13 protein-coding genes are annotated in these 12,266 nt (G+C 68.0%); 6 read left to right on the forward strand and 7 right to left on the reverse strand.

The window, feature by feature from the left end; all coding sequences use genetic code 11:
• Positions 1-41 precede the first annotated feature (41 nt).
• Complete coding sequence (locus HD593_RS44655) at positions 42-842, reverse strand: ArsR/SmtB family transcription factor (protein ID WP_185108936.1); 801 nt, start codon at positions 840-842, stop codon at positions 42-44.
• 244 nt (positions 843-1,086) lie between these two features.
• Between HD593_RS44655 and HD593_RS44660 the strand changes: the two genes are divergently transcribed.
• The gene (locus tag HD593_RS44660; protein ID WP_185108938.1) at positions 1,087-2,433 is read left to right on the forward strand and encodes a carotenoid oxygenase family protein; all 1,347 of its coding nucleotides are present in this window, start codon (positions 1,087-1,089) and stop codon (positions 2,431-2,433) included.
• A gap of 59 nt (positions 2,434-2,492) precedes the next feature.
• Here HD593_RS44660 and HD593_RS44665 read toward each other — a convergent pair whose 3' ends face one another.
• On the reverse strand, positions 2,493-2,909 hold the full coding sequence (locus tag HD593_RS44665) for a GNAT family N-acetyltransferase (protein WP_221525304.1): 417 nt from the start codon (positions 2,907-2,909) through the stop codon (positions 2,493-2,495).
• Positions 2,910-3,113: 204 nt separating this feature from the next.
• Here HD593_RS44665 and HD593_RS44670 point away from each other — a divergent pair, with 204 nt between their 5' ends.
• Complete coding sequence (locus HD593_RS44670; RefSeq protein WP_185108942.1) at positions 3,114-3,653, forward strand: GNAT family N-acetyltransferase; 540 nt, start codon at positions 3,114-3,116, stop codon at positions 3,651-3,653.
• Here HD593_RS44670 and atpE read toward each other — a convergent pair.
• Positions 3,650-3,883: an ATP synthase F0 subunit C gene (atpE, locus tag HD593_RS44675; protein ID WP_312904157.1), complete on the reverse strand. Its 234-nt coding sequence runs from the start codon at positions 3,881-3,883 to the stop codon at positions 3,650-3,652. The genes HD593_RS44670 and atpE overlap by 4 nt on opposite strands.
• Positions 3,884-4,118: 235 nt before the next feature.
• Here atpE and HD593_RS44680 point away from each other — a divergent pair, with 235 nt between their 5' ends.
• Positions 4,119-4,574, forward strand: coding sequence for a hypothetical protein (locus HD593_RS44680; RefSeq protein ID WP_185108946.1), 456 nt, complete (start codon positions 4,119-4,121; stop codon positions 4,572-4,574).
• Between the two features lie 8 nt (positions 4,575-4,582).
• Here the strand turns inward: HD593_RS44680 and HD593_RS44685 are convergent, their stop codons facing one another.
• Positions 4,583-5,050: a hypothetical protein gene (locus HD593_RS44685; RefSeq protein ID WP_185112784.1), complete on the reverse strand. Its 468-nt coding sequence runs from the start codon at positions 5,048-5,050 to the stop codon at positions 4,583-4,585.
• Positions 5,051-5,287: 237 nt separating this feature from the next.
• A complete protein-coding gene (locus HD593_RS44690) occupies positions 5,288-5,725 on the reverse strand; it encodes a MarR family winged helix-turn-helix transcriptional regulator (protein ID WP_312904159.1) in 438 nt (145 codons plus the stop codon).
• An 81-nt stretch (positions 5,726-5,806) separates the two neighbouring features.
• On the opposite strand from HD593_RS44690, the gene HD593_RS44695 reads away from it, so the two are divergent.
• From HD593_RS44695 to HD593_RS44705, 3 genes are all read left to right on the forward strand, one after another.
• Entirely contained in the window at positions 5,807-6,589 is a 783-nt protein-coding gene (locus HD593_RS44695) for an alpha/beta fold hydrolase (RefSeq protein WP_185108950.1), read from the forward strand.
• Between the two features lie 183 nt (positions 6,590-6,772).
• The gene (locus HD593_RS44700) at positions 6,773-7,495 is read left to right on the forward strand and encodes a helix-turn-helix domain-containing protein (protein WP_185108952.1); all 723 of its coding nucleotides are present in this window, start codon (positions 6,773-6,775) and stop codon (positions 7,493-7,495) included.
• Positions 7,496-7,530: 35 nt separating this feature from the next.
• Positions 7,531-8,649: a serine hydrolase domain-containing protein gene (locus tag HD593_RS44705; RefSeq protein ID WP_185108954.1), complete on the forward strand. Its 1,119-nt coding sequence runs from the start codon at positions 7,531-7,533 to the stop codon at positions 8,647-8,649.
• A gap of 138 nt (positions 8,650-8,787) precedes the next feature.
• On the opposite strand, the gene HD593_RS44710 is transcribed toward HD593_RS44705, so the two are convergent.
• Positions 8,788-9,240, reverse strand: coding sequence for an Rrf2 family transcriptional regulator (locus HD593_RS44710; RefSeq protein ID WP_185108955.1), 453 nt, complete (start codon positions 9,238-9,240; stop codon positions 8,788-8,790).
• A gap of 196 nt (positions 9,241-9,436) precedes the next feature.
• Positions 9,437-12,073, reverse strand: coding sequence for a pyruvate, phosphate dikinase (gene ppdK, locus HD593_RS44715; RefSeq protein ID WP_185108957.1), 2,637 nt, complete (start codon positions 12,071-12,073; stop codon positions 9,437-9,439).
• Between the last annotated feature and the right edge of the window lie 193 nt (positions 12,074-12,266).

Consider the following 12,266-nt stretch of genomic DNA (forward strand, 5'->3'; position numbering starts at 1 on the left):
CGGGTCAGGCGTCGTCCGGCGCCGGTTCTCCGAGCTCGCGCTCACGCGTCGTCCGGCAGCGGTTCGCCCGTCTCCAGCAGCGACTTCAGGCTCGACACCACGCTCGGCCAGCCGTGGCTGACCATCTCGGCCAGGCTCGATCCCGGCTCGAAGCCGTCGTGGACGACGGTGAGCTTCACGACCTGGGCGGCCTCCGCCTCCTCGATCGTGAAGGTGACCTTCGAGCGGGACTCGCCGGACAGCCGGGCGAGCAGCTCGTCGTCCCAGCCGAAGCGCTTGGCGAGCTCCGGGGTGACGGCGTGCCAGGTGTAGGAGAGCCGGCTGTAGGGCTCGGCCTCCAGCACGACCTGCTCCGGGTCGCTGATCAGCACACCGTGGTTGTCCCAGGTCATCGACGATCCGGCGGACCAGTCCGTGATGAACTCCGTGGCCCAGTAGCGCCGGGTGAAGGCGGGCTCGGTCAGCGCCTGCCAGAGCTTCTGCGGGGTGGTGCGGATGTAGGTGGTGTAGACGAAGGTCGGCGCGTCGTCCATCGGGGTCTCCTCCAGAGCGTTCTTCAGGTCGGCCAGGGCTTGGACCCTGGCCCGGTCGTAGCGGCTGATCCACCGGTGGGCGATCTCGTGCACGGGCGCGGCGTTGAGGTAGTGCAGCTTCTCCCGGCCCCGCCGCACGGTGGTGACGAGCCCGGCTTCCTCCAGCACCGCGAGGTGCTTGCTGACGGACTGCCTGGCCATGTCGAGCCCGGCGCACAGCTCGCGCAGCGTCTGCCCGTTGCGGGCGTTCAGCGAGTCGAGCAGCGCGCGCCGGCTCGGATCGGCCAGCGCCTTGAACACCTCGTCCATGTCCGCCCTCACTACCCTGCTCGCCACCCATCGATATGCAGCCATCTGGCTGCCTTTAAATTAGGCAGCCAGATGGCTGCCTGTCAAGCGCCCTCGTTGGGGGCCGCGCAGGGTCTTCTGAGGTGGCTCTCACCTGCGCTCTTTCCGGGCGGCTGAGGCGGGCGGGAAGAACAAGACTGTTGTCCGGCGATTTTTTCGTGCACGGTTGTCGGCATCCTCACCACCTGCCGGCAGGAGTTCCAGCATGTCCGAATCGGTGCCGCTGCATCTCGCGGGCAACAACGCGCCGGTCGCCGAGGAGGTGACCCTGGAGCCGTCCAAGGTCGTCGGCGAGATCCCGGCCGAGCTGAGCGGGCAGTTCTTCCGCAACGGGCCCAACCCGCGTACCGGCTGGTCGCCGCACTCCTTCGCGGGCGACGGCATGATCCACACCATCGCGCTCGACGGCGGCAGGGCGCGCTGGTACCGCAACCGGTACGTGCGCACGCCGCTGTACGAGCACCCCGGCGAGTCCCGTCTCGCCCTCGCCTTCGACCAGGAGACCCGCCGGATCGACTACCGGGTCACCACTGCCAACACCCACCTGATCGCGCACGGGGGCCGGCTGTTCGCGCTGGAGGAGGGCGGCTTCCCGTACGAGGTGACGCCGGACCTCGCCACGATCGGGGCGCACACCTTCGACGGAGCCCTGCGGACCCCGATGACCGCGCACCCGAAGACCTGCCCGATCACGGGCGAGCTGCTGTTCTTCGGCTACCGGCTGCGCCCTCCGTACCTGACCTGCTACCGCGCCTCTGCCGCCGGCGAGGTGGTGCAGACGCGGGTCGTGGACGTGCCGCGCGCGACGATGATGCACGACTTCGCCATCACCCGCGATTACATGATCTTCATGGACCTGCCGGTGGTCTTCGACCCCGCCCGGGCCGCGGCGGGCGGGCCGCCGTGGCGCTGGGACGACGCGCACCGCGCCCGGTTCGGCGTGCTGTCGCGCACGTCCGGCGACGACGCGCCCGTACGATGGTTCGACGTCGCCCCGTGCTACGTGTGGCACACCATGAACGCCTTCCAGGACCCACAGGGCGAAACGATCACCGTCACCGGCACCCGCGTCCCCACGCTCTGGCGCGGCGGCGCCGGCGACCTGGAGGGCGGGCTCCCCGTCGTGTACCGCTGGACGCTGAACCTGAGGTCCGGCGCGGTCTCCGAGGAGCCACTCGACGACGCGCCCAGCGAATACCCCCGCGTGGCCGACTCGACGCTCGGCCTTCCCCACCGTTACGGCTACACGACGAGCTTCTCCCTGGACGCCGAGCCCGAGCGGTCGGAGATCTACGCCCACGACCTCACCGGCGGCGCACGAGCGGTGCACCGCCTACCCCCGGGCCACACCTGCGGAGAAGCCGTCTTCGTGCCCCGGTCCGGCATCGGTGAGAACGAGGGTTACCTGATGACGTTCGCCCACGACCGAGGCGCCGGTACGAGCTACCTGGCCATCCTGGACGCCGCCGACCTGGCCGCGCCCCCACTCGCCGAGGTACACGTACCGGTGCGCATCCCCACCGGCTTCCACGGCAACTGGATCCCGGTCTGAGTCACTCATGGTCCTCGATCACGCCTGCGACGACCGTGCCTGCCCGCGCGGCCGGCCGATCAGTTCATCGGCCAGGCGTACTCGAACTCGGGCAGTTCGAAACCCTGCTGGAAACGGCACATCCGCTCGTCCGTGCGGCGGGCGCCGTGCCGTTCGTAGAAGGCGATGGCGCGCGTGTTCGCGCTCAGCACCTCCAGATAGACCTCCCTGCCGGGGTGCTCGTCCGCCGCCCACGCCAGCCCTCGCCGCAGCAGTCGCGTTCCGACGCCCGAGCCGGTGCTCCCCGGGCGCACATGGAGGTTGTCGAGCAGGATCCGCCCATCGGGAGCCGGAAGCAGGTAGACGAAGCCGAGCAGTTTCCCGTCGTCGTCGTGCGCGACGATCAGCCCCGACCCCCGCACCGGCGAAGCCAGCCGTTCCCGCCACAGCGCCAGCCGATCGTCGGTCAGGGGTCCGTTCAGGAAGCTGCCGGGCATGATCCCCGCATATGCCGAACGCCAGCTGTCCACGTGCAGCTCAACGATAGGGACAACGTCCTCAAGGTTGCCGTTTCTCATCCGCATGGCGCAGAGCATCCCATGCGGGGACAAGCTTCACGCATCCCGGCATCCAGCGATATCCGCCCATACAGGCCCTAAACCATTTGACGGCGTGCGCACGCTCCCGGAACGATCTGCCGCGTGCACATTGAATTCTCACGTTTCTCCCCCGACGAGACGGAAGCGCTGGTCGACTTCCTGACCGGCGAGGACTGGCCCTTCCACTCGACGGTCCAGGAGGCGCCGGCCATCAGGCAGCGGGCCGCCGAAGGGCTCTACGACGACGCGGAGAGCCGGACGTTCTGGCTGCTGGCGGACGGGGAACGGGCCGGGCTGGTACGCCTGCAGGACCTCGCCGACTCCACCCCCATGTTCGACCTCCGGATCCGCAAGGCCTGGCGCGGGCGCGGCCTGGGAACGGCGGCCCTCAACTGGCTCACCTCCTATCTCTTCACGGAATTCCCGGGGATCAGGCGCATCGAGGGCAATACGCGGCAGGACAACCACACCATGCGGGCCGTCTTCCGCAAGTGCGGATATGTCAAGGAGTCGCATTACCGCGAGGCGTGGCCGGCCCCGGACGGCACCGTGTACGACTCCGCGGGCTACGCGATACTGCGGCGCGATTGGGAATCGGGCACGGTGACGCTGCCTGATTGGAATGACGAACCCCGAGACTAGGTGATGGTCCGGAAAAGGAAAGGCGCGACCAGCCCGATGAGAGCCAGCGCCTCGGTGAGAACGAAACCGAGAAGCATGTTCTGACGGATCAGGGGGTACGCTTCCGGCTGGCGGGCGATGGCCTGAACTCCTTGGCCGAAGATGATTCCGACGCCGATGCCGGGGCCGATGGCGGCGAGGCCGTAGCCGATGGCGGTGACATTGCCGGATACCGCAGCGAGAACGTCCACAGGGTTCCCTTCTGAGGGTCTGGTGAAGCGAAGTGTCGCCGTCACCACCATTCGGCCACATGGACACTTCGGCGGGAAATGCCCGGCCGCACGAAAATGACCGATCATGCTTGTGGATAAGGTCGATGGACAAATTGATATACATTTGTTCCATGCTCGGACACGAGAGCGGGCCGGCATTCCGATCGGCCGGGCCGGACGACGTCCGCACTCCGGGGCCGTCTACCCTGTCGGCGTGAGCACCGACATCTACGGCTTCATCGAAACTCGCCACCCGCACGCCGGCGAGGACTGGCACGAAGGCGAGGCATGGACGGTGTGCATGCCTCTCTATCCGCTCTATGACGACCAGGATTACGAATCGTTCGGCTGCCTCTTCGGTGTTCGCAACCGGCGCGGCTGGCCTCCTGTCGCGGCCGGCCGTGGATTACCGGCCGACGCGTCGGAAATGGTCCGTGCCGATTATGAGAACTCCGCGCTGATCGATGCAGCCGTACGCGGCTGTACGTGGGTTTCCTGGGCGGAGCTTCGTGACCTCGATATGACCGTGGCGGTGCCCGAGCACGGCCCACTGACACGGCTGGATGTGCTGGGACCGGGCACCGAATGGCAGTACGTCTTCGGGGTGATGCGGGCCTTGGCACGACGGTTCGGGGCCGATGGCGTCCGTCTGGTCGTCTGGTTCGACTGAACGCCGGCTCAAACAGGCCCTACGGCAGGGATGCCGAGCCTGCCTCGGTACGGGTGCGCCCGCTTGGCACCCTCCTCCCACGACAGCAGCTCCGCCCAGGCCAAGGGCAGGTCGGGACGGTAGAAATACGTGACGCCGGGCCGGCGATGATTGCGGTGGGCGAGGAGAAGCTCCCAATATCTCTCCGCGGCCTCCTTAAGCACCGACACAGGGCGCACCTGCTCCTCGGTCTCCTTCCCGAAGGTCCTGGTGAAAACAACGCCCTCGCGGGAGATGTCCACGCGGTAGGGGCCGAACTCATGAACCTCTCGGGCTGACCGGCCGGACAGTATGTCGTCGATCGCTGCGAGCACGATCAGGGCGCCGTCGAATCCACTCAGCTCGAAAGTCAGGAGCACACCCATGGCCATCTCGGCAACCCCGGCTTCGCGGTCCGCTTCATAGGTGATTCTCGCATCGGTCACCACAAAACGCATGCCGCCCATCCTAAACCGCGTCCAACACGGGACCGGTCCGATCGCCCGGCTCCGGTCAGGTATTGCCGGACAACAATGACGCCAAATCGTGCACCGCCGGACGGCTCCGCTGCTCACGTGGCACCGCTCGCAACACCATTCTCGCGTCCATGGACCAGTACTGCCATGGGTCCGGCGGGATGAACGAACCGGCGAGATCGTCGGTCAGCGTATTCCGAAGCGCGCCGGCGCTTGAGCTCAATCCATGTCGATATCGTCGAGAAGGTGGAGCAAGTGCGAGAGAACGCGCAGACAGGCGTCGATCTCGGCCTCGGACAGATCGCCGCCGATCTGGCGAAGCACCGCTCGCTCGCGATCGATCACGGCATCGATGGCCCTTTCCCCTTCTTCCGTCAACCGGATGAGCGATGACCGCTTGTGCGCCGGGTTGGCCACGAACTCGACCAGCCCCAGCCCGGCCGCGTCGTTGGTCATGCGCTGGACGAACTGCCGGCTCAGCGCCTGGGCCCGGCCCATCTGCGGGACGGTCATGGGGCCGTTCTCACGCAACATGTTGAGCACGGCTCGCACTCCGACCGACAGCCCCTCGATGGGCGCGTCCTGCTCCACCTTGCGCTGGGCGCGCCGGTACAGCGGCCCCACCAGGTCGAACACCTCCGTGAGCCGGTCGGTCACCGCGCTCGGATCTGTCTCTCTCACCCGTCCATGATGACACCTAAGTTGTCATTCTGGAGCCCATATGACACCTTGGTTGTCATGAAAGATCTGTTCTGGATTGATCGTGGCACCGGCTGTCCCCTCGTCCTGCTGCACGGCGGCTTCCTCGACCACGGCATGTGGGAGGACCAGATCCCGGTCCTGTCGTCGCGCTACCGCGTGATCGCCCCCGACGCCCGCGGCCACGGCCGCTCCGCCAACGGCACCGAGCCCTACCGGCTCACCGACGACCTCGCCGCCCTGCTACACCATCTGGACATCGGGCCCGCCGTCCTGGTGGGGGTCTCCATGGGGGCCGGGATCGCCGTCGACACCGCGCTGGAACATCCGGAGCGGGTCAGTGCCGTGGTCGTGACCGGGGCAGGGACGAGCCTGCCGTACTTCGAGGATCCGTGGACCACGAAGACCATGGCGACCTGGCACGCGGCGATGGCCGCCGGTGATCTGGACGCGTCGGTGGAGGCGTTCACGATGCTCGGCGTGGGGCCGCGCCGCGCGCTCGGCGACCTCGATCCGATCGTGGTGAGCCGGCTGATGCGGATGGCGAGGAGCACGATGTCCAAGCATTCCGCCGGCGAGCCGAACCATCTGGTGATGGTGAATGACGCGTGGGAGCGGATCGCGTCGATCGGCGTGCCCGTGCTGGCCATTCACGGGGACGAGGATTCCGACGATCACATCGGGATGGCGGAACGGCTCGTGCGGGCGGTGGCCGACGGGCGGTCGGTATCGATCGAGGGGGCCGCTCATTATCCGAACATGGAACGGCCTGAGGTCTACAACAAGATCCTGGAGGAGTTTCTCGACCGCCTCCGAGGTTGATCTCGCCTATGCCGCTGTTTCTCCGCGACAGAAATCCGCCACTGAATCATCGGGGGCATTCCCGCCAGCACGGCTGAAATGACGGTTGTCGCCGTTGATCGCCGGGCGGGCCTTCCTCGCCTGCGGGACGGCCGATAGGCTCAGCGCTCGTACCAGGGGCCGCATGTGCCGGGAGGGGCCGGATTGCTTACCATCGGGCAGCTGGCCGCACGCGTGGGCGTGACCGTACGGGCAGTCCGGCATTATCACCAGTGTGGCCTGCTGCCCGAGCCCGAGCGCGACGCCTCGGGGTACCGCCGCTATGGCCCGCGAGCCGTCGTCGATCTGATCCGGATCAAGACCCTGGTGGCCGCGGGCGTGCCGCTCGCGCGGGTGGAACAGCTGCTGAGAGCCGGCCGGGACGAGTTCGCCGCCGCCATCGCGGAGATCGACCGGCAGATGGCGGCCAAGATCGCCGACCTGACGGATCATCGGGCGCAACTGGCAGAGCTGGTCGCCGGTGATCGGTTGTTCCTGCCGCCGGAGGTGATCGAGCTCCTCGACCGGCAGCGGGCTCTCGGGGTGAGCGAGCGCATGAACGGCATCGAGCGTGACTCCTGGATCATGATCACCGCGCTGGCGCCCGACCAGGTTCTGGCGTGGGCGGCCACCAAGAGCGCCGCCCTGGAGGATCCCGAGCTCGTTCGGCTCTACCTCGCCATGGACCAGGCGTGGGACTGGCCGGCCGACGATCCGCGACTTCCGGACCTGGCCGAAGCGATCATGGACTGGGACCGTCGCAACCCACGCGAGGACGAGGCGTCGGAGGGCCTGGCCGCCCTGATGAACTCCAACTCCTTCGAGTCCTCGCCCGCCTGGGCACGGCTGAGACGGCTGATGGCCGCTCGATCCGCGCAACGCCCTTGACCTTGACCGTGCGTCAGGGTCCGAGCATCAGGTCCATGACGAACTCAACGGCATCGCAGACGTACGACCGATCGATCCTGGAGGCCGACCTGAAGGCCATCCACGACAAGGGGGTCCCCGGGCTGCTCGCCGCGGCGCACACCGGACGGGAACTGCTGACCGCGCGGTACGGCGTGGCCGAGCTCGGTTCCGATCGGCCGATCGCCTACGACAGCTACTTCCGGATGGGCAGCACGAGCAAGACGTTCACCGCAACCGCCGTACTCCAGCTCGTGGGCGAGGGGCTGCTCTCGCTCGACGACCTCGTCGAGGACTGGCTTCCGGGGGTGGTCCGGGGCAACGGCAACGACGGCACCAGGATCACTGTCAGGCGGCTGCTCCAGCAGACGAGCGGGCTGCCCGAATACATGTACGACGTTCCGATCTGGTCGGCGAAGGACTTCCAGGAGCATCGGTTCGACTCCTACACACCGGAGGAACTCGTCGCCATCGCCATGCGGCACGAGCCCAACTGGGTGCCGGAACCAGGCGACCAGCGCTGGAACTACTCCAACACCAACTACATCCTGCTCGGAATGGTCATCAAGAAGGTCACCGGGATGGAGCGGGCGCACGTGGTGAGGGATCGGATCCTCCGTCGCCTCGGACTCGACCACACCTTCATCCCGGGGGACGATCCCCGGCTTCCGGAGCCGCACCCGAAGGGCTACACCGAGTTCCCCGACAGCACCGAGCCGGTCGAGACGACCGACTGGAACCTGACCCCTGCGGACGCCGCGGGCGATCTCATCACCACGGCGGCCGACCTCGTACGGTTCTGGCAGGCATTGCTGGGGGGCGAGCTCCTGGAGCCCGCACAGCTCGCCGCGATGAAGGAGACGGTGCCCGCGCCCGAGTGGGACCCCGTCTTCCCCGGCGCCTCCTACGGCCTGGGCATCGCCCGGTTCCTATCTCCCTGCGGCCCGTACTGGGGCCACGCCGGAAACACCCCCGGCCACACCGCCCACAGCGGCTTCACCGAGGACGGCCGCCGCGGGATGGTGCTGTTCACCACGTTCTGGGCGCCGAACGAGCACGCCCTCCCGATCGAAGCGCTGGTCAATGACGCGCTGGACCACCTGATGTGCGCCGCTGACGGCCCGCGCACCGGGTGAGGCCTTCGGGTCGATGGGTTGGTGCGCGCTCGCCACGGTCTCCCGATCGACCGATGGCATCCTAGGGTGCCGCATACCGGAGGACCCGCGGAAGGGGATCAGTCGAAGGCCGCCCGGATCGCCCGGCCTGTCGCGGGGTCACGGTCGATGTCCGCCTTGACGTCCGCGAGCGTCTGGGCCGCCAGCGCCTCGCGCAGGGCCTCTTCCGCCCGGCGCATCGCCGACTTGACCGGGCACGGCCCCGCGGGGCGGCGCCAGCTCGCCGATCCTGCCGCCGCAGCGGATCTCCGAGCAGTGGAACAGGAGCGCGTCGCCCTCGATGGCCTCGACCACGTCGAGAAGCGTGATCTCGCTGATGGGCCTGGCCAGGCGGAAGCCGCCGCGCGGCCCCGGCACGGAGGCCAGCGGCCCCGCCCTGGTCGGCTGCTGCAGCTGCTTGACCAGGTAGGGACCGGGCAGCCCGTGGGCCTCGGCCAGCGTGGCGCCGCCGACGGGGCCGCCGACGACCGTGTCGAGAACCGGCTCATGCAGCCATCTGGTGCCTGCGTGCATCGACTCGAAGGAGCACGACATGAAGGACGTTCTGGTCATCGGCGGCGGGTTCGCCGGGGTGTGGAGCGCGGCCGGGGCGATCCGGGCCCGTCAAGGCGGCCGGCGACGCGGTGCGGGAGGGGGCTGGAAGGCCCCCTCGCCCGGGGCTCGTGGCGAAGCCGCGAGCCCCGGTGAACACAGCCCGAGCCGGAGGCGAGGCCCTTTCAGCAGCCACCCCGTGCATGGGATCCGGGGGTCAGCGGGTGTCGGAGTCGGATTGTGTGAGAGCGGCTCGGCCGGCTTCGAGTCTGGCTACCGGGATGCGGAAGGGCGAGCAGGAGACGTAGTCGAGGCCGATCTCGTGGCAGAAGCGGACCGAGTCCGGGTCGCCGCCGTGTTCGCCGCAGATGCCCAGGTGCAGGTCCGGCCTGGCCGAGCGGCCCTCCCGCACCGCGATCTCCATCAGGCGGCCGACGCCCTCCCTGTCGATGGTCTCGAACGGGGAGACGCCGAAGATGCCGGCGTCGAGGTAGTGGGAGAAGAAGGCGGCTTCGACGTCGTCGCGGGAGAAGCCCCAGGCCAGCTGGGTGAGGTCGTTGGTGCCGAAGGAGAAGAACTCGGCGGCCTCGGCGATCTGGGCGGCCGTGAGGGCCGCTCTGGGGACTTCGATCATGGTGCCGATCAGGGCTTCCACCCCGGCCTCCGCGAGGATCTTGACGGCCTCCTCGCGTACGGACTCCAGCTCCTGTACGGCCGCCACCAGCGGGATCATGATCTCCGGCTTGGCGCCGGGCACCTCGGCGGCGGCCTGGGCGATGGCGCGGACCTGCATGGCGAACAGTCCGGGGATGACCAGGCCGAGGCGGACGCCGCGCAGGCCGAGCATCGGGTTCTGCTCGTGCAGGCGCTTGACCGCCGTCAGGAGCTTGCGGTCCTTGTCCGTGGCCTGGCCCGTGGCGACCTTGACGGACAGGTCGACGATGTCGGGCAGGAACTCGTGCAGGGGCGGGTCGATGAGGCGGATCGTGACGGGAGCGCCGTTCATGGCCTGGAATATGCCGATGAAGTCGGACTTCTGGAGGGGCTCCAGCGCGTCCAGCGCCGCCTGACGTTCGGCATCGGACGAGGCCAGGACGAGGTCCTCCACGAGCTGGCGGCGCTCGCCCAGGAACATGTGCTCCGTACGGCACAGCCCGATGCCCTGCGCGCCGAAGCGGCGGGCGCGGGCCGCGTCCTCGGGGGTGTCGGCGTTGGCGCGGACGCCGAGCCGGCGGGCCCGGTCCGCGTGGCGCATGACCCGGTCCACGGCCTTGACCAGGTCGTCCTGCGGCTCCGTGGCGCCCTCGAAGTACTCGACCACGGCCGAGTCCACGACCGGCACCTCGCCGAGGAAGACCTCGCCGGTCGTGCCGTCGATGGAGATGACGTCGCCTTCGGAGACCACCACGTCCCCAGGCGCGACGAAGCGCTGCTCGGCGGTGTGGACCTCCAGTTCCTCGGCCCCGCACACGCACGTCTTGCCCATGCCGCGGGCCACCACGGCGGCGTGTGAGGTCTTGCCGCCGCGGCTGGTCAGGATGCCCTTGGCGGCGATCATGCCGGCCAGGTCGTCGGGGTTGGTCTCGCGGCGGACGAGGATGACGTCCTCGCCCTGCTCCGCCAGCTCGACGGCGCGCGCCGAGGAGAAGACGGCCTTGCCGACGGCGGCGCCGGGCGAGGCGTTCATGCCCCTGGCGATCTTCTTCTTGTCCGCGCCGCCGTCGAAGCGGGGGAACATGAGCTGGGCGAGCTGGTCGCCGGTGACCCGGGTGACGGCCTCGTCCATGGTGATGAGGCCCTGGTCGACGAGCTGGGTGGCGATGCAGAAGGCCGCCGCCGCCGTGCGCTTGCCCACGCGGGTCTGCAACATCCACAACTTGCCGCGCTCGATGGTGAACTCGATGTCGCACAGGTCCCTGTAGTGGTTCTCCAGGGTCTCCATGATGCCGACGAGCTCGTCGTACGACTGCTTGTCGAGGTGTTCGAGGTCTTCCAGGGGGATCGTGTTGCGGATGCCGGCCACCACGTCCTCACCCTGGGCGTTCTGGAGGTAGTCGCCGTAGATGCCCTGCTGGCCCGAGCCAGGGTCGCGGGTGAAGGCGACGCCGGTGCCGGAGTCGTTGCCGTAGTTGCCGAAGACCATGGCCATGATGTTCACGGCGGTGCCGAGGTCGGCGGGGATGCGCTCCTGGCGGCGGTAGAGGATGGCGCGCGGGGCGTTCCACGAGTCGAAGACGGCCATGACGGCCAGCCGCATCTGCTCGCGCGGGTCGGCGGGGAAGTCCTTGCCGGTCTGGTCGCGCACGATCCCCTTGTACGTCTCCACGAGCTGCTGCAGCTCGCCCGAGTCGAGGTCGGTGTCCTGGCGGCGGCCCTTGAGCTCGTCGAGCGCGTGCTCGAACAGGTCGCCGTCGAGGCCGAGCACTGTCTTGCCGAACATCTGGATGAGCCTGCGGTAGGAGTCCCACGCGAACCGGTCGTTGCCGCCCGACTGCTTGGCCAGGCCGTGCACCGACTCGTCGTTCAGCCCGATGTTGAGGACCGTCTCCATCATGCCCGGCATGGAGAACTTCGCCCCCGAACGCACGCTCACGAGCAGCGGGTCGTCGGCCTGCCCGAGCTTCCTGCCCATCTTCGCTTCGAGGGCCTCGAGGTGCTCGGCGACCTCCTGGTCCAGCCCGCTCGGTACGGAGCCTTCCGCCAGGTAGTGGCGGCACGCCTCGGTGGTGATCGTGAATCCATGCGGAACAGGCAGCCCGAGATTGGTCATTTCGGCGAGGTTCGCACCCTTACCGCCCAGAAGATCCTTGAGATTCCTGTTGCCCTCGGTGAAGTCGTAAACGTACTTGGCCACCACAGCTCCTTCGAACGCCTCTGTCCCGGACTCTACCGGTGAAATTGATGATGAAACTGCACTCCTCGCATAAGTCAGCATTTGTGCTGGTCAAAGCCGCATGACAGGTCTAATCCAATTATACGACTCAACTACCAAATATTGGATTAGACCAATTGGTTTACACCAATTCTTGAGAAAGGCGGGCGGTAGG

The sequence above is a fragment of the Nonomuraea rubra genome (assembly GCF_014207985.1).
GTDB classification, from domain to species: domain Bacteria; phylum Actinomycetota; class Actinomycetes; order Streptosporangiales; family Streptosporangiaceae; genus Nonomuraea; species Nonomuraea rubra.